Origin of the sequence: Nostoc sp. ChiSLP03a, from assembly GCF_034531215.2 — a bacterium.
GTDB lineage: Bacteria > Cyanobacteriota > Cyanobacteriia > Cyanobacteriales > Nostocaceae > Nostoc.
Map to the genome: position 1 here is coordinate 1 of NZ_JAVRBQ020000180.1, position 23584 is coordinate 23584.

A 23584-nucleotide genomic window follows, 5' to 3' on the forward strand; every position below is an offset into this window, starting at 1 on the left:
TTACAGCAGTTTTCTTTTGCATGAGGTACAAATTCACTGGTTTTGAGGCAGGAGGCAGAAGGCAGGAGGCAAGAGGGAGAAGAATAATTTGATTTGCGAATCCTTGGTTCTGTACCTCATTTAGTTGCAAAGTGCTGTAAATCAAAAAATAAAAATAACTTGGAGTTTTAATTCTTTATTCTGACAAACAATCTCAATTTGTCTAATAAATTCTCGAAAGTAAAATCTTCGTTCTGTTTCCGATAAATCTAACCAAAATTGTGGTATGGAAACAGCTTGAGCAACAGAACGCAAGTTAACTGGAGGGAGAATTGCCAACTTTGCTTCGAGTGCAGAAATTTCTGTGCGAAGTTTGTAAGCCCTTAACTTTGCTGTTTCGGCATCTAAAATTCCAGTTTCAATTAAAGCGGGTAACTGAGCAAGTATTTCTTGCTGACGAGCGATCGCTTGTCCTAAGCTATTTTTGAATGCATCCAACTGAGGAAAATTCATTCCTGCTACCGCCAGAGGTAAATTACGACAAACGGTTTCAATGGTATGTTCCAACACCTCTTGGTAGGGAATAGCCTTACACTTGGGGCTTTGGGGACAGCTAGGAGAACGTAAATAAAGATACTCTTGATCTTGGTTGCGTTGGGTAACACGAGTAACTGTCAGATGCGACTGACACTCAGCACAGACAACCAACCCAGCCAGAGAACGCGGTGCGCTAGCAGTTCGGGATGGTAAACGGCTGTTACGGCGCAAAAGTCGGTCAACTTGGGCTGCTTCTTCCTTAGAAATTATTGGAATATGGGTATTGGAGATAATTTCACCATTTTGGTAAGCTGTATTGCCGCGATAAACTGGATTAGTCAGCCAGCGTCTTCCTGTAGTGACAGAGATTTTCTTGCCATATTTTTTCGCCAAGTAACGCACTGAACCCCGCAGGGAACCATAAAGTAAAAAGTGTTCAAAAAAATCTTTTACCACTGGTGAAGTACTGCGGTCAATGGTATATTTTCCCTTACCTCTGCGATAGCCGTAGGGAACTTTGCCTGGTGGCGGTGCAACCTCAAGACGATTACGGGCGTGTCCTTGGCGGATGCGGCGGCTACGTTGCTGACGTTGGATTGCGTGTAGCAAATTCAGCAAGTCAGCGCCCAGAGGGTAATTTTCGGAAGTGTAGGGTTGTTCAGTGGCGATTACTGCGATTCCCATGACTTCGAGTTGATTGAGGCGATCGCTAATTTCCTCTACAGTATCTCCCAATTCTTCCAACCGACGAATCAGGAGATAATCTGCTGGTTCAGTTTGGCAATCAGTAAATAATTGTTGTAATTGCGATCGCAAAGAAGAGTCTGCCTTGCCCAAATCTTCATAAACCCGATCCACCTCCCATCCCCAATCGGCTCGATCGGGAGAAGCTTCTAATAGCGGATCGGTGTAAGAGTAGGCAATTATTTTCAAAGGTTTAGCGCAGCCTTATAAAGAAATGGTATCAGTTGTTTTGAGTTTAGCGTTCTAGTTGTTCAACTTGTGTCCATTAAATTATTATTGTCCATTTTAAAGAATTAGTGTCCATTTTTAGGATAGCTCCCTAATAAGCCAAAAGCCTTGCTGCAAAAGTATTTGAACCATATTTTCTCTTTGATTATTCTCTCACCACTTTTAAAGTAAATGATGTCATTTTTCTAATATACTTTTAAAGTAAATGATGTCATTTTTTTTTGAAAGACAGGTCAAGTGTATGTCTACGCGTTCTTTGAGTCAAGGCGCTAATCTCTCCGATCATGAGGAAGTTGTTGCTACGGAGCAGGTAGAGGGAAAGCCTTATCTACTGTTTAATGATGATTCACCAGAGTTTCAGCAAAAGGCTGATGTAATTGATGCCATTGTACAAGCACCTGATAAGAATGCTCGCAGGGATGCGATCGCAGAGGCAGCTAAAACACTTGGTAAAAGCATCCGAACTATAAAACGAATGGTTGAGAGAGTTCAAAAAGACGGAGTTGCTACCCTTGCAGTCGGTCGTCAGGATAAAGGACAGTTTCGTATTAGCAAACAATGGTTTCAATTTATAGTTGAAATTCATAAATGGGGTCAAAAAGAGGGTTCGCGGGTAAATCATAATCAAATTCACGGATACTTGATAGCTTTGGCATCTAAGGGAGAAGAACTACGCTCTAAAAAGTATGCTGAAAAATTCAAACAATACCCAGAGGTATTAAAGGATTTAATAGAGAGAAAGTGTCCCTCTCATGTCACCGTCTATAAAGTTATAAACTTTAATATTGACCAAGAAAGCAGAAGATTTCGCCATCCCGGTTCACCAACCGAAGGACAAATTATTCAGACAACTCAAGGAATTTTAGAAATTACCCATAGCAACCAGATTTGGCAGGTTGACCATACCAAATTAGATATTTTGTTGATTGATGATGAAGACAAAGAGATTATTGGTCGCCCTTACATAACATTAGTGATGGATAGCTATTCTGGTTGTGTGGTTGGGTTTTATTTGGGATATGAGTCTGCTGGATCACATGAAGTTGCACTTGCCTTTCGTCATTCAATCTTGCCAAAGCATTACGAACCAGAGTACAAATTGCAAGAAAAATGGGATATTCTCGGTGTTCCAGAATATTTAGTTACAGACCGCGCCAAGGAATTTAAGTCTGCACATTTGAAGCAAATTTCGCTACAGTTAGGTTTCCAACGTCGGCTACGTGCTTTTCCATCGGCAGGCGGTTTAATTGAGACTATATTTGACAAAATTAATAAGGAAGTTTTGTCTTTATACGGAGGATATACCGGATCGAGTATTGAGGAACGCCCTAAAGAAGCAGAGAGAACTGCATGTTTAACACTTGATAAGCTAGAAAGAATATTAGTTAGATATTTTGTAGACCACTACAATCAGCATGATTATCCAAAGGTAAAAAACCAAAAACGTATTAAACGCTGGAAATCAATGCTCTTGAGTGAGCCAGAAGTTCTCGATGAGCGTGAACTAGATATCTGCTTAATGAAAGTTGCGCATCGAAATGTCGAGAAATATGGTTCTGCCAACTTTGGAGGTTTGGTGTATCAGGGAGATTCTTTAGTAAGGTATGAAGGTCAGAAAATTTCCTTAAGATATGACCAGCGCAATATTGTAACTCTGCTTGCTTATACCCGTTCTCTTGACGGTCAACCAGGAGAGTTTATTGGTATTGTAAAAGCTAGGGATTTAGAAAAAGAGCGGCTTTCTCTTGGGGAATTAAATTGGATTAAGAAGAAGCTGCGGGTGGAAGCTAAGGAAGTTGATAATTCTTCAATTTTGAATGAACGACTAAATATATTTGAGGACGTGGAACAAGAACGTAAAAGTCGTAGAAAACGGCAAAGAAAAGCTCAAGTAAAACAGGAACAAAAGTCTAATAAATCGAAAATTGTTGAAATGTTTCCTGAAAATGCAATACTGGAGGAAACAACTATATCACAAGAAAATTTTACATCTTCACCTGATATTGCCTCACAAAAACCTGTAAATTCTATAGACAAACAGGGTAAATCTGAAACCAATCGCACTGTCAAGGCTAGACGACCGAGAGTAGGGGTACAAAATTGGAACCAATTTGTGAAAGATAACTGGTAAGTAAAATGTCAGAGACTAACTTAGCCCATGTAGAACCAAAACTTCAGAAGCAGTTTGATGCTAGTTTACAGTCTGCTGAGGAACTGCGCCGCTCACCAGAAATACAGGCTGAGGTTGAGCGAATTGGTAAAGCTGACACTTACTTACCATTAGACCGCGATACAGAATTATTTGACTGGCTTGATGACCAGCGTGATGCAAAACTCTGTGGTTACGTCATATCTGCTACAGGTTCTGGTTTGCTAAAAGCTTGCCAACTCTATAGGATGCAATATGTAAAACGGCGAGGGACATTGTTAGAAATTCCGGCGACTGTTATTTATGCCGAAATTGATCAGCATGGTGGCCCAACAGATTTGTATTACTCTATTCTAGAAGAAGTCGGTCATCCGCTTACTAACGTTGGAGCGCTGCGAGATTTACGATCGCGGGCATGGGGAACTCTTAAAAGTTATGGTGTCAAAATACTCATAGTTGGTAATGCTGACTACTTAACTTTGGAAGGATTTAACGAACTAATTGATATTTTTACGAAACGGCGAATAGCTATTATCTTGGTTGGGACTTACTATTTAAGCGATAATATTCTCGAACGAAAAAGTCTTCCATACGTGCGCGTTCATGACTCATTTCTAGAGCCATACGAGTTTCCCAACTTAACTGAAGAAGATATTATTGAAGTTGTGGATGATTGGGAGCAAAAATTCATTCCTGAAGATGGTCGATTAAATCTCGCACGAATGGATAGTGTAATTTCTTATTTGAAACTAAAATCTGGAGGGCTGATTGAGCCTTTGTATGATTTACTTCGTAAAATTGCAATCTTGAAACTAGATGAGCCATCCTTTGAATTGAGCCAAGCTAATCTGACTAGAAAATTTGGTAGACGCAAGGAACCAAAAGTTAAATTTAAAAGAAAAGGCTAACATTTTTAAATGGCTAGCTTTACAGCTATTTTGTGGGGTGGTTAGACAGCCCGCACTTCTCTAAGAGACGCTGCGCGTAGCTTGCTTCCACGAAGTGGTACGGCAAGCTCAGTGACCATCGTAGACATCGCTAGAGGCTGCGTTTATTATCAAAATGTCTCGCTGGCAAAGAAGAGTTAGCCATTCCCGTTTTATGTAAAAAGGTGAATATCAAAAAGAAGTTACAAAAAAAGACGTGAATTTAACCACGTCTTTGGGTGATAAGAGAAAGGTTTACTACTAAGCTACATCTGCTACCAGCAAGCCATTGACAGCTACTATGATCAGCTGCGCTTCAAAGGGTGTGTTACAGCAGGGTCTTTCATCCCTATTACAAGGTTGCGTTACCCATTTACCCTCCAAGTTTTGGTAAAAAGTGCCGAGAAGTTGCGAACCGTTCCACACTCGATACAGTTCTCCCAAATCATCTGGCACTGAATCAATTTCAATTTCTGGTGCTGCTGCGTCAGCTAAGTGGTCAACATATTCCTCAAGCTCTGATTTAGCAGAAGCTTGGTTATCAAACTCTTCTTGTACAATCATCTGAGTAACCTCATTGATGGGGTTTAACAAAAGGCGATCGCCCTCCGGCAAGAGACTGCGATCGCCTTTTTGATTTCAGATTTTATATTAGATACTTTAGTAGCTAAAATTAAGAGAGCTATTCAAAACTTTATATCGTAACTTCAATAGTGCTAATAAAATCACTTATAGAGATATTCAATGCTGTGCAAATAGATTCTAATACTTTCAGTGAGACACTTTCAGACTCACCATATTCTAGTTTTTTCAGGTTTTGATGGGAGCATTCTCCGCCTCTGGCAGTGATTTCATCAGCTAGCTTCTGACGGGATTTTTTACCACGTAATCGCTTTAAAACTTCTCCTCTATCTTTATTCCAGGCTACAGATACAACATCTGCAACATAAATATACATTTTTGTTTCTTTATCACCCTTATTGCTCATATAATAGCTACAGCAGTAAACAAAACGTGAATTCTTGAGCTACTACAGTTTACAAACTATGAGGATTTAAGATGAAAGCGAGTCTCCTTTGGAGAAGCTTCTCTACGAGAGAGTGCGCTAACGCACCAGAAGTGGCTTAGTTTTTACAGTCTCCTAGCAATTCTCATTGGCAAGAACTTAAAACTTGCAATTTTGTGTTGCAGTGAATAAAAATTTATTGCCCAAACAGTGCGATCGCATCGCAAAGTCAAACTTTTAATTCCCGCCATGAAGGATTACAGTTATTTAAGCAAGTTTATGTACCGAAGTGTTAAATTTGTGACTAAAATCTGGATATTTGAACCTCTATATGATTTCCTTCGCAATGTTGCGCTACTGAAAATAAATGAGCCGCATTTTGAACTGAATCAACATGATTTGACTAAAAGGTTTGCTAGACGCAAGAAAGCAAAAGTTATATTTACGAGGAAAGGCTAAAGTGGCATATTTGCTTTGAGTTCAAGCTGTTTAGGTATTGAGATGTAAGTTATGGAGCCAGAAGCGGTTCAATGTCCGCCTTGGTATGTAGAACCCAACGAAGGGGAGAGTATTAGTCACTATTTTGGACGATTTAGGCGACACGAAGCAGTTTGCGTCTCGTCTCCTGGGAGTTTAAGTAAAGCCGCAGGAATTGGCCCAGTATTAGCAAGGTGGGAGAAATTTCGATTGAATCCGGTTCCCAGTCAAAAGGAATTAGAGGCGATCGCAAAACTGATAGGTTTGGACACAGACAAGATAGTTCAAATGCTGCCGCAAAAAGGCGAAAAAATAAAGCTAGAGCCAATTCGTTTATGTGCGGCTTGTTATGCTGAGAAATCATATCACCGCCTAGAGTGGCAGTTTCAATCAACAATGGGGTGCGACCGCCACAAGTTACGTCTCCTTTCAGAATGTCCTTTTTGCAAAGAGCGTTTTGCTATCCCAGCGTTATGGGAACAGGGAGAATGTAACAAATGCCATGCTCCTTTTAGAAGTATGAAAGAGCGGCAGAAAGTCTACTAATTAACACTGCTAGGTAAGGTTTATGGCTTTGCTTAGGCATTTCAGAGCTTGTTATTATCCTTCTTCTGTCACTTTCCTTATATAAAAAGATGTAGCCCTTAAATCTAATTTATAAACTCAGGTAAATGCTTACTTATTAGTGTTTCAGGAATCCGAGCTAATAAAGTACTGATTCAGTGAAACTTAAACCTAGTAATGATAAGTTTTGGTAAATCAAAAAAACTTGATAAGTTTTATTTTAAATCAAATAATAACTTCTTAGAATAAATAGAGTTAAAGGAAAACAAGTATATGTCAAACAAATTTACACTACGGTTTAAATTAATATTTTAAGATTAAAACATACTAAAAATTTATAAACAAGAAACTATTTTTATATTTTTATAACTCCAAAATGCTATAATGTGTTTATCCAATTTGATTAACAGATTGTAATCACTATAAAATGTTATCTAATTCAGAAGCATATCTAATTGAATCAAAAAATGTTCGGAATTTTACTTCTTTAGGAACAGTTAGTTTATCACTTAGAAAACCAATCAAAGGTACTGAATATGAAATGGTACAAGAATATGTACGTTCGCAATTAATATCTCATATCAAAACAGGAGAGAAAAAAGTTATTCTTTTAGAGCCTCAACTTGATTCAGGGTTTCCGGATATTGTTATTGTTTACTTTGAGCCAGAAGTTGCTAGAAATTGGTCAATCAAAAGATTAAAAATTAATAAATTAGATTTGCGGATTTTGCATTATATTTTTTCTGAAAAGGATGTAGATAATTCAACACTAGAAAATATATTCCCTGGCGATTTTTACAAATCAGTACGACGTTTACTTAGTGCAGAACTTGTTCATTACCAATCAGGAAAGTTGCAAGCTAAACCATTAGAAGAAATCTTTGCGATTAAACGCCTAATTGCGATTGAGGCAAAAGTAAAAAATTGGCAGGAAGGACTTCATCAAGCTATTCAGAATACGTGGTTTGCTTCAGAGTCGTACTTATTGCTACCAAAGCTACCTAGTAATAGTGAACTTATTCAAGAAGCGAAAAGTTTTGGCGTAGGAATTATAACTACTCACTGTTCACTGGTAGAGTCTAAGCTTTTACCTACAGTAGGAAAACTGCCTAAATCCTATGTTTCCTGGTTATTTAATGAGTGGGTTTGGCACACATTGTTTGAATATAAGCATTGAAAGATTAAATTTAGTTAAAAATATTAAGAAAGTATAAAAAATGGGCTGAACATTATTCAGCCCATTTTTCATATAATGTGTATTTGTTAGGATCGCTAAAATTAAATTTTTGTATAAATTTACTTTCGTGATAGCAAATTAGTCGTTAGTGTTGGATTCAATTATTAAAAATGGCAATTGACATAGCATGGCTGCAAACCCAGTTTCCTGAAATTTCTTCACTTGCTCCATTAAATCAAGGTGGGCAAAAGGAAGTTTTTTCTGGTGTACACATTACTGATAGAACAGTGGTACTCAAGATTTACCGTCCGCAAACCGATATTGATAGGGTTATCCGCGAAATACAAGCCGTGCAAGATATTGGTTCCTCTAGGGTGCCAAAAGTTTTTGACCTCGGCACACGACACAGCCCAATTGGTGATTTCCTTTGGGTTCGGGAAGAGATGGTTATAGGCAACAACCTCCGTCAAATTCTGCAAGCAAAAGGAACCCTTACTCCTCAGCAAATATTACGCTTAGGGAAACAAATTCTTGAGGCGCTTGCTGATGCTGAAAAAACTCGCATTGTGCATCGAGACGTAAAGCCGGAGAACATAATTATTGATAATAATAGTGATGCGTGGCTCTTAGATTTTGGTCTTGTTAGACACTTAGATTTAGTTTCTCTGACTGCAACATCTGACCCCTATGGTGCTTTTACACCCGGCTATGCTCCACCAGAACAGTTTAGAAACCGAAAATGTGAAATAGATGCTCGTACAGATTTATTTGCTCTCGGAGTGACTCTATATGAGTGCTTAGAAGGCATTAATCCCTTTATTGAAAATGCGTCTAATTTAATAGAAGTTTTGCATCGAGTTGAAACTACCTCTTTTCCTACAATTTCTAAGCCAGTAGATAAAAGAGGGCAATTTTCACAATTGATCTGGGCGATGACTCGACAACGACCAGACCACCGCCTATCTACTATTACAGAAGCTCTTACTTGGATTGAAGAGATATGCACAGAAGAGGGAGTTAGCTAAATGGATTTTTATCTTCAGTTGGGCTGGGGAATGATGGGTCACTGTGAAAACTTGCTCAAGGGATGGGAAGGTGGAACTGTTATCCTTAGCCCTCGCGACTTAGAGCCTGAACAGCTAATAAATTTTGCTGGCAAAATAAAAAAATTGAAGGGGCAGGTGCTACTAGATCCTCAAGTCTACTTACCACGCGCTACTCACCTACGATTACAATCTCATAATTATTGGGATAAAGAATATAGTACTATATCTTTCTGGTCAGGAACAGGTCTCAACCAACAATTGATGAGATTGTTGGAACTAAATCGTCAACTAAGTTGTGATGCTTTCATTTTGCCAGGATTGTATACTCGTACCGTTAATATTGATTGGTTGGAGTATCAACGCGCTACAATCGAATCTGCTCAGTCACTACAAGATAATCAATTTGATTTAATTGCAACAGTTGCCTTAAGTGTTGATGTGATTAAAAATCCTGACCAAATTCATGACTTAATTGAGTCTGTGAAGAATTGGTCGGTTAATACTATTTATCTAATTTGTGAACCCCCTACAGGCCAATATTTAGTTAATGATCCGGCATGGTTGGCAAATGTACTTGACCTTATAGCCGGATTAAGATTGAGCGAGAAAAAAGTGATTTTAGGCTATTGTAGTCATCAAATGCTAATTGCAGCTTGTACTTGTGCAAATGCAATTGCTTCAGGAACATGGTTAAATGTGCGCTCGTTCACAACCAGCAAGTTTCACGCTCAAGAGTCTGACGACGAATCAAGACGAACTACTTGGTATTATTGTCCACAAGCTCTATCAGAGTTTAAGCTTCCTTCTCTGGATTTGGCAGCACAGCGAGGGATGTTAATGAACTTGAAGCCAATCCCAGCATTAGAAAATAATGAGGCAAAAATTCTCTTCAGTGGTTCTCAGCCTAGCTCCACTGGCTTTAGGGAATCAGAATCATTTCGTCATTACTTGCAGGCTTTGAGAACACAAGCTCTTGCATCCAGCCGAAGCTCATTTGATGAATCAGTTGAATATCAGAGAAACCTATTAGATTCTGCCGAGCAAATCCTTCAAAAGCTACAGTCAGTTAGCATTCGTGATAAAGCAAGAGATTTTGAACAAGTAATTGATACCAATCGAGCAGCCTTGAGTTATATCGAAGACTATCGTGGCGTAATTCTTCGTCGTAACTGGAGTAGGCTAGCTTGATGTTTATAATACTTCATACTTTTGGAAGCAATCGAACTCAATAACTTCCAAGGGGGGAACGATTCAATTCATCCTTGTAAAATTTCCAATTTGGCATAAATTTATTCATCAAAGCCACAAAGCGATCGCCATGATGTCGTTCTAACAGATGCACCATTTCATGAACTACCACATACTCTAGGCAGTGCTTGTCTTTTTTGGCTAGTTCGAGGTTAAGCCAGATACGTTTTGCTTGGATATTGCAAGTACCCCATTTGGTTTTCATCAGCTTTACGCCCCAGTCCTCAACCTTAACTCCCATGTTCTTTTGCCACTTTTCGATTAATGGGGAAATTTCCTGTTTTAACTGCTGTCGATACCAGGACATTATGACTTGTTGGCGTTGCGCTTCATTACTTCCTTCTCTAACATAAAGGTCGATATAAGTATTATTTCTAACTTCTACTTTGGGATTACCCAAGCTATAAATGACATTTAATAAATAGCGTTTTCCTTAAAAGTAATGGCTTTCACCAGACACAAATTCTCTTGGTGACTGGCGTTCTTGTGCTTCAAAGTTAGCTTGATGCTTTTTAATCCAGGCAAGTTTGGAGATAGCGAATAAACGCACAGCTTCGTCATCAATGTTTAAGGGTGTGGCGATACGTACTCGACCATCGGGGGGGTACACTGCCAAGTGCAAGTTTTTAATGTCTTTTCTGGCAACGTCTATGACGAGTTCACCGACAGTTATTTGGTGCATCCTAATACTCGCTTTGGCTCTTGACTATTTCAAAAATGCGATCGCAATCTTCAGGGGAAGTTAGAAGTTTTTTAATGGCATTTTTTACTTCGCGCTCTTTCATTATGTTTCCACGCCACCCATCTTTTTTGGTTTTGCGAATTGCGTCATCTATCGCTAGAGATAAGGCTTCGTCTTGATTGAGGTTGTCGTATAAAGCCCTTTTAGCAGCAGAGTTCAATGATTGAGGATACTGTGATGATCTACTCGGTTGAGCAACTTGTTTACTTAACTCAACAATTCGCTGCAAGTAGGCTTTATAGTTTTGACTGGCTGCTTTTCGCGCTTGGATTAACTCATCCAGCAATGTGGACATTTTTTCAAAATATTTCGGGTTGGTTGGCTGTTGATCGATAATGACTTTGCGTAAGTTGTTTTCGATGGTTTCCGCGACGGCTTCTTGGTTTTGCTTGATGCCTTTGGGTAATGCGTCAACTGCATTTGCACCGCGTTCGACAATCAACTGAATTAGCGTCATATCGTCGAAGGCTGAAATAATTTCGCTTTCTTCTGCGCCGATGTAGGTATCAATCAAGTGACGCATGGCGGGTTCGTAGGCTTTCAAATCAATATAATCACCACTGGCTAGCTTTACTTCTGCGCGTACCTGTTCGTAATGCTTAACTTCTTGTTTAATAACTTCAGTTTCTGCTGTGGTGTATCCGGCTTCTGCCATATCATTGGATAGATTAGCATAGGCTCGGATCAAAGCTGATGTGTACTTATAAAGGGCAATGCGCTGTTGTTGATTTTCTTTTATAAGGTCTGAGTTTTCAGTATCGGCACCGCAGAAATAGCGAATATAGGCATGGGTATCGTAGGGTCGCTCCACAGGTTCGCACAAGGCTTTGATGCTTTCTCTGGAATTTTCTAGGCGTTCTCTGCCTTTTGCGATTCTGTCACTCAATAATCCATCAATGTCGTCTGCTTCGTAGTCTTCAAATGCTTCGCTGGTGTAATCGTTAATTGATTTCTCCAGGCTTTTAAATAGGTCTTTATAGTCGATGATGTAGCCATATTCTTTATCTTCACCATCCAAACGGTTGACGCGACAAATGGCTTGAAATAGTCCGTGGTCGCGCATGGTTTTGTCGATGTAGAGATAAGTGGCAGAAGGTGCATCGAATCCCGTCAGCAACTTATCGACTACAATCAGCAGCTTCATTTGGGCTGGTTCTTCGACAAATTTATTTTTAACTTCGTCTTCAAATACTTCTGCCGCTTTGCCGTTGAGCATTTTTTGATAAATTTCGTACTGCCGTAATTTTTCCGTCAGTTCCTCTTCTCCCGTACTTTCGCCTTTGATATCATTCGGGGAAGGTTTGTAGGATGTGACAATGGCACATTTGGTAAAACCAGCGCTTTGGAATAACTCGTAATATTTACAAGCTTGGTAAATGCTACCGGAGATGAGCATAGCGTTACCATGACCACTTTGCAAGCGGTCTTTAGTTTCAAAATCTAGCAGAATATCGCTGACAATTTTTTCTAGTCGGGATTTTGAACTGAGAACTTTTTGCAAATTTCCCCAGCGTTTCTTGAGTTGGGTTTTGGCGTGTTCTGTTAAGCCTCTAGTTTTGGCTTCAAACCACTGGTCAATTTTGGTTTGTGAGGTAATGTTTTGGTCAACATTGCGAGCTTCGTAGCGCAAATCAAGGATAACCTGGTCGGCTACAGCTTTTTTGAATGTGTAGGTGTGAATGTAATCACCAAAAACGTTGATGCTGTTGTGCTTGTCTTTTTTGAGTAGGGGTGTGCCAGTAAAGCCTATGAATACAGCATTGGGTAGGATTTCTTTCATCGCGTCGTGCAGCGTGCCTGATTGGGTGCGATGACATTCATCCACAAATACATAGATATCGCCTTTGGCGCTAAAGTCGCTGGGCAGGCTGCGCTTGAGTTCTTCGATGTAGCTGTTATAGTCTGCGTCGTCTGCCTTGTCTTTCTTGCCAAATTTGTGGATTAGGGAGCAGAGTAACCAGGTGGTGGTGCTGTTGAGTTTGTTAATTAGGTCTTTCCCGCTTGTAGTGCGGTAAATCGCTTCGTTGACTCCTTTAAAGACACTCTCAATTTGCTTGTCTAGTTCATCTCGATCAGTAATTATCAGAACACGAGCATCAGTAATGTTTTCCCGAATCCATTTAGTTAGCCAAACCATTGTCAGGCTTTTACCACTGCCTTGAGTATGCCAGATAATACCCCCCTCTCGGCGACGGAGGTAAGATTGGGCAGCATTAACTCCAAAATACTGGTTATGGCGGCAAACTTTTTTAATACCCCGGTCAAAGACGATAAAGTTGTCAATTAACTCTAGAAAGCGTTCTTTGGCGCAGAATTGCCGCAGGTGTTTATCTAAAGGGTCGGTGATGTCGCTGTTAGTATCTTCTTTCCAAGTGAGGAAGTATTTTTCTGGGGTTTCAATTGTGGCGTAGCGGAGTCCCTCGGTGTCATTACCTGCCATGACAAACTGCATGGTGGTGAAGAAGGATTTAATAAATACAGATTTTTGGTTATCGAGATTTTGGCGGATGCCTTCAGAGACGGAAATGGTGCTGCGTTTGAGTTCGAGTACACCGATCGCAATACCATTAACATAAAGTACGATATCTGGGCGTTTGGTGTTTTCGCCTTTGACAGTGACTTCTTCGGCGATCGCAAAATCATTTTCTAGAGGTTTTTCCCAGCTGATCAGCCAAACGGTTTGGGTGTTCTCGCCAACTTCTTCTTTGACATTAACCCCATAGCGCAGGAGGCTATAAACCTGTTTGTTGATGTCATAAAGGCTTTTGCTTTGGTCGCCTGCGACTTTGTTGAGTTCATACAAGGTTTTGGTGATGAGGCTGTTGCTGTAGCCTTGTTTGTCGCGGAGGAAGGCGGTGAGGATTTCCGTTTCGATGTTGCTGTTGTTAGGTCGGTCGTGCCAATCACCCAGATAGCGATATTTTAATTGTTGCTCGAATAGTTGCACAATGCGGTTTTGGGTTTGGCGTTCGCGTTGTCCGACCTTGCTCATAGCAACCCCATTACTGTTAAAATCACGGATTTACTCAGATTTAAATATGACACTGTTTATCAAACTATGTCATCTTTATTTGTGTCAGCCGTGAATTTTATGTCTAGCTTAATGTTTGTAACCAAGTACCTGTGAGATTGGTATCGACTGTGGCTAAGGTCAACTGGTGGTAGACTGCGGTAGCTGCAATAAAGCGATCGCTTGGGTCTTGATGTGGTAGCTGAATCTGACGGCTTAAAATAGCGATGTGGCGGTTAAGTGGAGCTTCACGAATTTCTAGGGTATTTAAGGCTAAATCGACCCATGCAACTGGATTAGGCTGTAAAGATATTCGTCCTTTTTCTGCTAAAAGTAGCGTTTCCCAGATACTAATTGGACTGAGCCAAAGTTCGGTTGTTGCTGCTGCAATAGTGGTTTGAAGCCCAGGAGATAGGCGTTCGTTACCAAGCAAATACCAAAGCCAGATGTGGGTATCAAGTAACAGCTTCACTGGAGTACTTCCCATGTGGTAGCAGGGATTACTGGAGCAATTACGTCTCCCAATATTTCACCGCTACCCTTCATTGCTCCAAATGCTGGGCGTTGGGGTTGAGGAGTGGCGGGATAGATAATGACTAAGGGTTCCCCGTCATGGGTGACGGTTAAGGGTGTTTTGGTGCGTTGTATTTCTGCAAATATTTGTTGCAGGGTTTCAGGTAGTTCGCTAATAGCAATGTGTTCCATAATCTGATTTAGCTCTTGTTCTTGCTTCTATTTTAGAGATTAGCGGTTGAAAACCCTAACTTTGATTAAGAACTGCTCATTAGTCTCGTTTTTCCGGTGAGAAGTTCTTGCATCATGCCCTGTTTGATGGATTTGTATTTATCGCGTTTTTGTTCTAAAGCTTCAATCTCTGCATCCATGTCGCTGAGGACTTGGGCAATGGCTTTTTGTTCTTCAATTGTAGGAGGGAGATATATTGGTAGTTTTTTAACGATTTGTGCATTGTAACTTTGCTGCTTTGTTCCTTGGCAAAATTTCAATGCAAGATTTTCCCCAAAATTAACATAGTAATAAAAAAGATAATGAATTGTTAATTGTTCTTTTTTAGGATATAAAGCCATACAAGATTGATTAGTTGTTGCACTTATTCCATTAATTCCACAACTGCCTCTTGTACCTACTGCTTCAAGCCCTGTAATTGCAATAAAAAAAGTTCCAGGTTCGTGTATAGTTAAATTTGTCTTAATTACAGCTTCTTCAGTAATTTTTTCGTAAGTATCGTTAATAACTTGATAGTTCAATTCTCCACTTGTGATCCATTTGATATCACCTTTATAAAAATGGGGCATTCTTCTAGATGGAGTTGAACCGCTTGAAAAACCAGTCATTACTTTGTCAAAAGTATTAACTGCCCACTCACCACTAAAACCAGGTAAACGTTTTTTACCCGTAAGTAGTTGCTGCATTTTACTCTGCTTAATGTTGCGCTTTTTGGTAATGAGTTGATCCAATGCTGTAATCTGGGCATCGACATCACTGAGGGATTGGGTGATCGCTTTTTGTTCAGGGAGGGGGGGGAAAGGAATTGTCATCCCACGCAGTTTTGCACCGCTAATTTTTGGCATACTTCCGGTAGAACCTGCGGCAACACTTAGAAAGAACCGTCTACCACTGAAGCTATTGGCATATCTCCAGAACCAGTGAGCAGTTGATTGATCTTCAAATCTCAACCGCATCATCAAATCTGGGTAAATATAAGTTCTAGGTGATCCATTAAAGATTGCTGTGGTTCCAACAAGTTCATAAGTGTTCGAGCGTTGGATGAGAATATCACCTGGCTGCAAGAAAAGTTCCGAGCTTGGATTAATAATTTCATCCAATCGTTTCACTGTTTCATCATTAAGGATCAAATAGCCAGATGATGTAGCAGTAAGTCGCAGAGTTAGCGTACCTCGTGCGTCTCTCCCAGATCGACCTGAATAACCATTCTTCGGCCCAGCAATGATAATTTCTGCTAGATTCTTCACCTCCCAATCTTCAGGAATTAGCCTGATAGCAGTCTGTTGACAGTTTTTTGGTGTATTCGCCTCCATCACCATACCAACCCCATTCTCTGCAAATGCCCTTCAACCTTAGCCGTCAACTCCTCAACCTTACTCGTCAACTGTGGTAAAGGCGTATCATACCGTTCTGCCAACTCCTGAATTCGCAGCGTCAACCGTTGCGAAATCCGATCCATCTCTGAAGCGATCGCCTGTCTTAACGTCTGCATCCACTTATCATTAACTACTAGGTTTTTAATTTCATCCTCTGTTAGTTCCCGATATTTTTTTAACACCTGATTATGTAAAGATTGGGTAGCCTCTTTAATTTCTTTATTAAGTTCCGCTTCTGACTCAATCAATTTCAAATAAGACTTTAGAACTTTCAACTCATCCGCATCCGCAAAAAGAGGATTTTTCTGAATTTCCTTAATGCGAAGATTGATGTTCGCTTTAGTGATTTTGCCACTGTCATTGGTGACTTCTTCCAGCAAACCCTCCTCGCCGCCATGTTCTTCTTGCAGTTCCTCCTGCTGGCGAACAATTTCATCCTTTTTCGTTTCCAAAGTAGCGACCGCCGCCTGTTCTGCTTGAAAATAGCGGTTAATCATCAACTCCTTGGGAATCAGTTCGCAGACATAATCTGTTACTGCGCCTTTCTTATTCATCACCGCCGTCAGTTCTGCCTTCCAGCCATCTTCTACCAAAATATAAACATCGTCCTTCATGCTTTCCACCCAATAAGTCATTAGGTGCTGATAAACATCGTATTTATCAATCAGACTTTTACCCGTAAACGCTTGCAGCAAGTCTTCCGAGAGCGCGTAAATAATCGCCTTGGGCTTATCTCCCGGCTGGATGGCTTTGAGCAAAGGCGTGTGTTTCCCCTGCCACGTCTCAAAAACTGCTTGAATGTCTTTCCCATAGCTGATAAATTCAGGATGGGCAAAAATACAAGCTTTGACTTCTGATCCTGGAATTTTGAGCATCAGGTATCCTGGGCGATCGGCCGCCTCAAATAATTCCTGTTGCAGCGTCGGGTAAACCTGCCAGTAATCCTTCAAAGCTTCAATATCTCGCTTGGGTATCCCCCCCAACAAATGCGCCTCAATATCCTGTATATCTTCCTCTTCCTGAGAGTCGATATAACGTGGAATATTCAGGTTGTACTCATGCCCCTCAATTTCCTGAACTGGCACCATCCGCGAATACTTCGCCACTTCAAGCTGCTTGTTGAAGACATCAACAATTTTATGAATGTCCTGCTCCCGCAGACGGTTTTTATTGCCGTCTTTAACAAACCCCTTGCTGGCATCAATCATAAAAATGCCTTGGCGATTCTCGGCATTTTCTTTGTCTAACACAATAATGCAGGCAGGAATCCCCGTCCCAAAAAACAGGTTCGGCGGTAGCCCAATAATCCCCTTAATAATTCCCTTGCAAATCAGATTTTTCCGAATTTCTGCCTCCGCATTCCCGCGAAACAGCACCCCATGCGGCAGAATAATCGCCCCTTTGCCATTACTTTTCAGAGAGCGAACCATGTGCAGCAAAAAAGCATAGTCCCCATTTTTAGCTGGAGGAATCCCATAGTTATCAAACCGTTTAAACTCATCATCGGCTGGATTCAGTCCATTGCTCCAAGCCTTCGAGGAAAAGGGAGGATTAGCCACAGCAAAATCAAAAGTTTTGAGGCTGCCATCCGCATCTTTGAAGTAAGGGCTTGATAAAGTATTGTCCTGCCAAATCTCAGCAGTAGGGTGTCCGTGCAGGATCATGTTCATCCGAGCCAAGGCGCGGGTAGCGTTGTCCATCTCCTGACCGTAGATGCTTACTTTCACATCTGCCTCATCTGCCGCCTTCAACAACAGAGAACCACTGCCACAAGTGGGGTCGTAAATCGTATCGTTTGAGCTTTTGGCTAAATTAATACTTATAACCTTTGAGATTACACGGGAGACTTCCCCCGGAGTATAAAATTGTCCCTTGCTTTTGCCTGATTGCGTCGCAAAGTTACGCATCAGGTATTCATAGGCATCGCCCAAAATATCATCACCATCGGCGCGGTTTTTACTAAAATTCAGTGCCGGGTTCTCAAAAATCGCCACCAAGTTGGAAAGCCTATCTTGCATTTCCTTACCCTTGCCCAGCTTATCGGCATCATTGAAATCTGCGACATCAATAACACCCTTTAAGTCATTTGCCTCAGCTAGCTTGGTGATAATTTTGTTGATGCCATCCCCAATATCTTTTTGTCCCTTGAAGGCAACTATATCCTGGAAGCCTCCGCCTTCAGGCACTTCAATCAGCGCATCTGCTACACCCGCATATTTATCAGATACATATTTAACAAACAATAAAACCAGCACATAATCCTTATACTGCGAGGCATCCATGCCACCCCGCAGTTCATCACAGCTTTTCCATAACGAACTATAAAGTTCACTTTTCTTAATTGCCATTTCGTGTAGCCTTCACCCATACCTCCCCTGATCAACTTTGCCAGACGTTCTTAAGCCCGTCTGACACTTTGCCTTGAAGTTTTTACATCGTACAAAGAACCAATAACATACCACGCACAAGGACTTTGCTCATGTAGTGGCTGAGGATATATCGTATACCAGGAATTTACAAATTGTCCTATCTGCGACAGCTAGATATTATTGCGGCGGATTTTGCTTCTTTTCCCGCTCCTCAACCGCCTTACTCACAAGCCGCACAACAAGATTACTGATGGGACGGTCTTCTTCCTCAGCCCATTTCACCAAAGCCTCGTGGATATCTTTGGGGAAATATATGGAAGTTTGTACGCGATCGCTCTGACTCATCAACACTACAAAGATTTGTTGCCAGTTCATCATACTCCCGTAACCTTGTTACAACACAAAACAATGTTTAAAAATGTGTGGCAATGTTTTTGTGGTAAATTGAAAACATTATTGAACAAATGCGGCAATGCCGAGGTTTTTGGATGGCGATCGGGTCAAGTGGCGATCGTTATCTGGCAAAGACGAATAAGTAGTTAGTTCTAAATTACACAAACAAAAAATTATTGATTTGGTGGAGATGTTGTCACCATGAGTAGCGATCGTAAGAGTAAATCCACGGTTCCAGTTCATAGAACCATACGATGTCATCTAGATGCTAGTGAAGATATACTTCGCAAAGTATGGGAAGAAATGACTCAAAAAAATACTCCTCTTATTCTTCAATTGTTAAAGAGTGTAAGCGAACAACCAGAATTTGAAGCTAATAAAGAAAAGGGAGAAATAACTAAGAAAGAAATCGTAGAATTACGTAAAGCTTTGACAAAAAATCCTGAATTTGAAGAACAATCAGGCCGCCTTCGCTCATCAGCAGAGTCTTTTGTAAAAGAGGTTTATTCTTCATGGCTTACTTTATACCAGAAACGAAAAAGGCAGAAAGAGGGTAAAGAATATTTGCTCAAAAATATACTTAAAAGTGATGTTGAACTTATAGATGAAAGTAACTCTGATTTAGAGACAATACGTTCTAAAGCGCAAGAAGTGCTTAGTCAATCAGAAGAATTTATAAAACAACTTACTATTAATGATGAAGATGTAAAGCCAACAAAATCAGCTAGAAAAAGAGTTAACAAAAACATTAATAATAAAAGTACCGATGCAGAACAAAGGAAAAATTCTAGTTCTACAAACAATGTAGCTAAAAATAAATTAGAAAAATTAACTAATATCTTATATGAAATTCATAAACAAACACAGGATATCTTAACGCGGTGTGCAGTAGCTTACCTGATAAAAAATCATAATAAAATTAGTAGTTTAGAGGAAGATTTTCAAAAACTAGAAAAGCGTCGTAATGAGAAAATAGTCGAGATAAAACGTCTAGAGAATCAAATTCAAGATAATCGATTACCTAGTGGTAGAGATATAACAGGAGAAAGATATAGTGAAGCATTTGGCAACTTAATAAATCAAGTACCTAAAAATAATCAAGAGTGGGAAGATTGGATAGCTAATTTATCGAAAAAAATATCACAGTTACCATATCCTATAGATTATTTATATGGAGACTTAACTTGGTATAAAAATGACACAGGCAATATTATTGTTTACTTCAATGGTTGGAGTGAATATCACTTTAAAATTTGTTGTAATAAACGCCAACGTCATTTTTTTGAACGCTTTCTAGAAGACTACAAAGCTTTTAAAGTAAGCCAGAAAGGTGAAGAAAAACTTTCGGGAAGTTTAATTACACTACGTTCTGCACAGTTGCTATGGCAACAAGGTGAAGGCAAAGGTGAGCCGTGGAAAGTTCATAAATTAGCTCTGCATTGTACCTATGATGCTCGTTTATGGACAGCAGAGGGTACTGAAGAAGTGAGAAAAGAAAAGACTGACAAGGCACAAAAACGAGTAAGTAAAGCCGAAGAAAATAAAAAGTTAGAGAACAATCAACAAATACAACTGAATAAAGATAAATCTTCATTATCTCGACTTAATAATTCATTCAATCGTCCTGGTAAACTAATTTATCAAGGTCAATCTAATATAATTGTTGGTATCAGTTTTCATCCTATTGAGTTAGCGACGGTTGTCATAGTTGATATAAATACTAAAAAAGTACTTGTCTGTAATACAGTCAAACAGTTGCTAGGCAATGCTTTTCACCTGTTAAGCCGCAGACGACGACAACAAGTGCATTTTCGGAAAGAGAGAGAACAAGCTCAGAAAAAAGATTCACCGTGTAATATTGGAGAATCACAACTAGGAGAATACGTTGATAAATTATTAGCGAAGAAAATAGTAGAACTCGCCAGGCAATATCAGGCAGGTTGCATTGTATTACCTAGATTAAAAGACATCAGGGAAATTCGTGCCAGTGCAATTCAAGCGAAAGCTGAGACTAAAATTCCAGGCGATGTAAATGCTCAAAAATTATACGTAAAAGAATATAACCGTCAAATACATAATTGGAGTTATAACAGACTCCAAGAATTCATAAAGTCGAAAGCTGCTGAGTTAAAAATTAGTATTGAATTTGGTATCCAACCCCATTATGGTACGCTGGAAGAACAAGCGAGAGATTTAGCATTTTACGCTTACCAATGCCGGATTAATACTTTTGGTAGATAAAATACAACAAAGTAAGGGTACGGGTATACCGTCACGGTGGCTACCGAACTACCACCCCCTAATTTTTATTTTTGGCAGCTCAAAGCGGGGGCAAAATCCCTGGGGTTCTGCCAAATGTCTAAAACTCTTGTCTACACTGGGTATTACTGTTTTAGTCATGAATAAAATTTTATTCATTGGCTGTAGAAAATAGGAATTAAAGAAGGCTTGCCAAATTTGCCTTCAAAAGCCATTGTTGGCAAGAGTTTTCACGGGTGCGGTTTCCACAGCCCTCCCGTTAGGTGGTGGGTTGAAAGTTGGAATGGACTCTTTCGTTAGATCCCGATCCAACCGTTTCCACAGCCCTCCCGTTAGGTGGTGGGTTGAAAATTCTTATGATTGAAGACACCACTTTAGCGATATAATTTCGTATTAGGGTGGTTTGAAAGGAGTGCTGCGATCGCACGTAAAACGCAGCTATTTTATAGTAATGGAGCCTCTGCTTGGGTGAAAACAGCAAAAGAAGAGGTTATATATTTTTGTAACTAGACTGCAAATAAAGTGCTTTAAAGCTATTCTTGCAATTTAAGAGCCTTGGGCTTGCTGTAATAAATTAAATTAGAAAACATATATTTAGCCGAGTTTTACAGGCTGATTTTGGACAATAATTCTTTAAAACTGGTTTCAACTCTGGACAATAATTCTTTAAAACTGATTGAATTGCTGAAAGCCTCGAAAATACGTAACTTATGCCCCTGAACTTGGAAAAAATGGACATTAATTCTTTAAAACTGACAATAATTATTTAATGTACAAATGGAGAATAACGGATTCGAACCGATGACCTCTGCGGTGCGATCGCAGCACTCTACCAACTGAGCTAATTCCCCTTATTCGGTGCTAAGTCAAGAGTACTATTACTCCAAGACATTATCACCATAGATTATTCTAACATTCAGTTACCGATGGTTGAGGCTGTTTTTGGGAATAAACTTTTTGCACCCGTTCTAGTTCCAAATCACTAAGATAATCAACAGTCCAGTTACAGCAGCGCTGGAGCATGTGGAATGGGTAAGTATTTGCTACACCAACAACTTGCATTTGCGATCGCTTCGCGGCTTCTATACCTGCTGGAGTATCTTCAATTGCCAGACACTCGTGTGGTTGAAGATTCAAGTTGGGATATTCTTTATTTAGGCGTTTTACTGCCAGTAGATAACCATCGGGTTCTGGTTTACTGGTGGTGATGTCATCACCAGCGACAATAATTTTAAAATATTCAGCTAGTTTAGCGCGATTGAGTACTAGTTCTATTTCTTTCCGAATCGCGCCACTAACTAATCCTAGTTTCAGATTGCGTGATCGCACCTGAAATATTAAGTCTTCTACACCTGGATATAAAGGCAGTTTCTTTATTTTTTCTAATTCCACCGTATAAGCTTGGGCTTTGCGGTACAGCAACTGAGTTAAATAGTTTTCATTGGCTACTCTACCACGATTAGCGAGTAGTTGCCCAAAACAAGCGCGATCGCTACGTCCTAAAGAAGCTTGACGCTCGCTCACCTTTTGGGGTTGGAGATTTTCTTCAATGAGAATCTCATCGATCAGTTGCAGGTGGATTGGCTCATCGTTAATGATTACACCATTAAAATCAAAAAGAACTGCCTTTAAACTCATGCCATTATGCCAAACGCTGGAGAACCAAGTCCCTCCAAATTATTATCTACTGATGTGGCAGTATACTGACGGACATTTTCGGTTGAGAGCGGTTTAATGCCGCTAGTTACCTGATTTATCCACCATACATCTTGCGATCGCACTGCTTCAAATCCGGCTGCACCCATATTCGCTTCTGTACTACTAGCAGCATACTCACGAATATATGGCTCCTCAAAAACATCATTGAGCCATTCTAACTGACGCAGAGTCTTCTGATTCCCATCTAGAATTAATACTTGTCCTCCAGTTACCAGCAACCGGAAGCTTTCTCGCAGAATTGCTAGAGACACCGCATCTGGTGTTTCGTGGAATAGCAAAGAAGCTGTTACTAAGTCAAATGTTGCATCCCTCAAACCAGTTTTTTCAGCATTTCCGTGTCGCCATACTATCTCCAAGCCAGCATTTCTAGCTTTATCTTCCGCCCTTACTAACATATAAGGTGATAAATCCAAACCAATAACTTCCGCATCCGGGAAAGCCTGCTTTAACATTAAAGTAGTGGAACCAGTACCGCAACCTAAATCGAGTATGCGTCGTGGTTTTACCTGAACGGCATCAACTAAAGCTTGACGGACAATACCTTCATTAGGCGGTAGAACGTATTGAGTAACCGGATCGTAAGTAACTGCTGCATCGGAATTGAGGTATCCGCCAGCAATACCGTGAAAGTTTTGATTAATGTAGTATGACGGAATTATCACATCATCTCGTCGATAGCGATCGCTCTCTTTCTCCCAATTAATACTATCAGCGTAACGCCGTAACCCATCTTCATCAATCAAAAGACGCACTACAGGGGATAAAAAACGTTCCCAGATTGTATCTTGACGCACTGCCATATTATTGTGTCGGAACTTTAAGGAGCTATTTAAACACAGTGATTTTCTTTACAAATTTTAATACATTGGAGAAACATTTGCTTTCTCCCTG

The 23584-nt window shown here is 40.1% G+C and carries 19 protein-coding genes, 1 tRNA gene and 1 pseudogene; 7 read left to right on the forward strand and 14 right to left on the reverse strand.

Translation table 11 applies throughout. The features are described 5' to 3' along the window. Positions 1-141: 141 nt before the first annotated feature. Complete coding sequence (locus RMY32_RS30230; RefSeq protein WP_322712025.1) at positions 142-1449, reverse strand: recombinase family protein; 1308 nt, start codon at positions 1447-1449, stop codon at positions 142-144. 280 nt (positions 1450-1729) lie between these two features. On the opposite strand from RMY32_RS30230, the gene RMY32_RS30235 reads away from it, so the two are divergent. Further along, the gene (locus tag RMY32_RS30235; RefSeq protein WP_322712026.1) at positions 1730-3619 is read left to right on the forward strand and encodes a Mu transposase C-terminal domain-containing protein; all 1890 of its coding nucleotides are present in this window, start codon (positions 1730-1732) and stop codon (positions 3617-3619) included. Between the two features lie 5 nt (positions 3620-3624). Next, positions 3625-4545 carry an ATP-binding protein gene (locus RMY32_RS30240; protein WP_322712027.1) on the forward strand — a complete coding sequence of 307 codons (921 nt, stop codon included), beginning with the start codon at positions 3625-3627 and terminating at the stop codon, positions 4543-4545. 279 nt (positions 4546-4824) lie between these two features. Here the strand turns inward: RMY32_RS30240 and RMY32_RS30245 are convergent, their stop codons facing one another. Beyond that, entirely contained in the window at positions 4825-5127 is a 303-nt protein-coding gene (locus RMY32_RS30245; RefSeq protein ID WP_292811272.1) for a hypothetical protein, read from the reverse strand. A 130-nt stretch (positions 5128-5257) separates the two neighbouring features. Further along, positions 5258-5551 carry a helix-turn-helix transcriptional regulator gene (locus RMY32_RS30250; RefSeq protein WP_322712028.1) on the reverse strand — a complete coding sequence of 98 codons (294 nt, stop codon included), beginning with the start codon at positions 5549-5551 and terminating at the stop codon, positions 5258-5260. Between the two features lie 528 nt (positions 5552-6079). Between RMY32_RS30250 and RMY32_RS30255 the strand changes: the two genes are divergently transcribed. The 4 genes from RMY32_RS30255 (at position 6080) to RMY32_RS30270 (ending at position 10021) form a co-directional block, all read left to right on the forward strand. After that, on the forward strand, positions 6080-6592 hold the full coding sequence (locus RMY32_RS30255; RefSeq protein WP_322712029.1) for a TniQ family protein: 513 nt from the start codon (positions 6080-6082) through the stop codon (positions 6590-6592). Positions 6593-7037: 445 nt separating this feature from the next. Further along, on the forward strand, positions 7038-7787 hold the full coding sequence (locus RMY32_RS30260) for a hypothetical protein (protein ID WP_322712030.1): 750 nt from the start codon (positions 7038-7040) through the stop codon (positions 7785-7787). A 170-nt stretch (positions 7788-7957) separates the two neighbouring features. Then, positions 7958-8812, forward strand: coding sequence for a serine/threonine-protein kinase (locus RMY32_RS30265; protein WP_322712031.1), 855 nt, complete (start codon positions 7958-7960; stop codon positions 8810-8812). Continuing rightward, positions 8813-10021: a hypothetical protein gene (locus RMY32_RS30270; RefSeq protein WP_322712032.1), complete on the forward strand. Its 1209-nt coding sequence runs from the start codon at positions 8813-8815 to the stop codon at positions 10019-10021. A gap of 37 nt (positions 10022-10058) precedes the next feature. On the opposite strand, the pseudogene RMY32_RS30275 reads toward RMY32_RS30270, so the two are convergent. From RMY32_RS30275 to RMY32_RS30310, 8 genes and pseudogenes are all read right to left on the reverse strand, one after another. Continuing rightward, positions 10059-10763: pseudogene (locus RMY32_RS30275) on the reverse strand (M48 family metallopeptidase). Position 10764: 1 nt separating this feature from the next. Further along, positions 10765-13815, reverse strand: a complete 3051-nt coding sequence (locus RMY32_RS30280) for a type I restriction endonuclease subunit R (protein ID WP_322712033.1) — start codon at positions 13813-13815, stop codon at positions 10765-10767. 103 nt (positions 13816-13918) lie between these two features. Beyond that, positions 13919-14305 carry a type II toxin-antitoxin system VapC family toxin gene (locus tag RMY32_RS30285; RefSeq protein WP_322712034.1) on the reverse strand — a complete coding sequence of 129 codons (387 nt, stop codon included), beginning with the start codon at positions 14303-14305 and terminating at the stop codon, positions 13919-13921. Continuing rightward, positions 14302-14538, reverse strand: a complete 237-nt coding sequence (locus RMY32_RS30290) for a type II toxin-antitoxin system Phd/YefM family antitoxin (RefSeq protein ID WP_322712035.1) — start codon at positions 14536-14538, stop codon at positions 14302-14304. The genes RMY32_RS30285 and RMY32_RS30290 overlap by 4 nt, the downstream gene beginning before the upstream one ends. A gap of 65 nt (positions 14539-14603) precedes the next feature. Continuing rightward, positions 14604-15896: a restriction endonuclease subunit S gene (locus RMY32_RS30295; RefSeq protein WP_322712036.1), complete on the reverse strand. Its 1293-nt coding sequence runs from the start codon at positions 15894-15896 to the stop codon at positions 14604-14606. Next, positions 15890-18301: a type I restriction-modification system subunit M gene (locus RMY32_RS30300; protein WP_322712037.1), complete on the reverse strand. Its 2412-nt coding sequence runs from the start codon at positions 18299-18301 to the stop codon at positions 15890-15892. The genes RMY32_RS30295 and RMY32_RS30300 overlap by 7 nt, the downstream gene beginning before the upstream one ends. Before the next feature lie 198 nt (positions 18302-18499). After that, entirely contained in the window at positions 18500-18700 is a 201-nt protein-coding gene (locus RMY32_RS30305) for a ribbon-helix-helix domain-containing protein (protein ID WP_322712038.1), read from the reverse strand. Between the two features lie 75 nt (positions 18701-18775). Continuing rightward, the gene (locus tag RMY32_RS30310; RefSeq protein WP_322712057.1) at positions 18776-18958 is read right to left on the reverse strand and encodes a hypothetical protein; all 183 of its coding nucleotides are present in this window, start codon (positions 18956-18958) and stop codon (positions 18776-18778) included. On the opposite strand from RMY32_RS30310, the gene cas12k reads away from it, so the two are divergent. Next, complete coding sequence (cas12k, locus tag RMY32_RS30315; protein WP_322712039.1) at positions 18917-20956, forward strand: type V CRISPR-associated protein Cas12k; 2040 nt, start codon at positions 18917-18919, stop codon at positions 20954-20956. The two genes, RMY32_RS30310 and cas12k, sit on opposite strands and share 42 nt — an antisense overlap. Positions 20957-21752: 796 nt before the next feature. Here cas12k and RMY32_RS30320 read toward each other — a convergent pair. The 3 genes from RMY32_RS30320 to RMY32_RS30330 all read right to left on the reverse strand — a co-directional run bounded on the left by RMY32_RS30320 (position 21753) and on the right by RMY32_RS30330 (position 23493). Then, positions 21753-21825, reverse strand: a tRNA-Ala gene (locus RMY32_RS30320). Between the two features lie 58 nt (positions 21826-21883). Continuing rightward, positions 21884-22612, reverse strand: a complete 729-nt coding sequence (locus RMY32_RS30325) for an HAD family phosphatase (RefSeq protein ID WP_322712040.1) — start codon at positions 22610-22612, stop codon at positions 21884-21886. Then, positions 22609-23493 (reverse strand): class I SAM-dependent methyltransferase, encoded by an 885-nt coding sequence (locus RMY32_RS30330; protein WP_322712041.1) that lies wholly within the window; start codon positions 23491-23493, stop codon positions 22609-22611. Before RMY32_RS30330 ends, RMY32_RS30325 begins: the two co-directional genes overlap by 4 nt. Positions 23494-23584: the final 91 nt, after the last annotated feature.

Coding starts and splice junctions, on each gene's coding strand:
- RMY32_RS30235 (WP_322712026.1), top strand. CDS start 1,730: ATGTCTACGCGTTCTTTGAGTCAAGGCGCTAATCTCTCCGATCATGAG.
- RMY32_RS30240 (WP_322712027.1), top strand. CDS start 3,625: ATGTCAGAGACTAACTTAGCCCATGTAGAACCAAAACTTCAGAAGCAG.
- RMY32_RS30245 (WP_292811272.1), bottom strand. CDS start 5,127: ATGATTGTACAAGAAGAGTTTGATAACCAAGCTTCTGCTAAATCAGAG.
- RMY32_RS30250 (WP_322712028.1), bottom strand. CDS start 5,551: ATGAGCAATAAGGGTGATAAAGAAACAAAAATGTATATTTATGTTGCA.
- RMY32_RS30255 (WP_322712029.1), top strand. CDS start 6,080: ATGGAGCCAGAAGCGGTTCAATGTCCGCCTTGGTATGTAGAACCCAAC.
- RMY32_RS30260 (WP_322712030.1), top strand. CDS start 7,038: ATGTTATCTAATTCAGAAGCATATCTAATTGAATCAAAAAATGTTCGG.
- RMY32_RS30265 (WP_322712031.1), top strand. CDS start 7,958: ATGGCAATTGACATAGCATGGCTGCAAACCCAGTTTCCTGAAATTTCT.
- RMY32_RS30270 (WP_322712032.1), top strand. CDS start 8,813: ATGGATTTTTATCTTCAGTTGGGCTGGGGAATGATGGGTCACTGTGAA.
- RMY32_RS30280 (WP_322712033.1), bottom strand. CDS start 13,815: ATGAGCAAGGTCGGACAACGCGAACGCCAAACCCAAAACCGCATTGTG.
- RMY32_RS30290 (WP_322712035.1), bottom strand. CDS start 14,538: ATGGAACACATTGCTATTAGCGAACTACCTGAAACCCTGCAACAAATA.
- RMY32_RS30295 (WP_322712036.1), bottom strand. CDS start 15,896: ATGGTGATGGAGGCGAATACACCAAAAAACTGTCAACAGACTGCTATC.
- RMY32_RS30300 (WP_322712037.1), bottom strand. CDS start 18,301: ATGGCAATTAAGAAAAGTGAACTTTATAGTTCGTTATGGAAAAGCTGT.
- RMY32_RS30305 (WP_322712038.1), bottom strand. CDS start 18,700: ATGATGAACTGGCAACAAATCTTTGTAGTGTTGATGAGTCAGAGCGAT.
- cas12k (WP_322712039.1), top strand. CDS start 18,917: ATGAGTAGCGATCGTAAGAGTAAATCCACGGTTCCAGTTCATAGAACC.
- RMY32_RS30310 (WP_322712057.1), bottom strand. CDS start 18,958: ATGAACTGGAACCGTGGATTTACTCTTACGATCGCTACTCATGGTGAC.
- RMY32_RS30325 (WP_322712040.1), bottom strand. CDS start 22,612: ATGAGTTTAAAGGCAGTTCTTTTTGATTTTAATGGTGTAATCATTAAC.
- RMY32_RS30330 (WP_322712041.1), bottom strand. CDS start 23,493: ATGGCAGTGCGTCAAGATACAATCTGGGAACGTTTTTTATCCCCTGTA.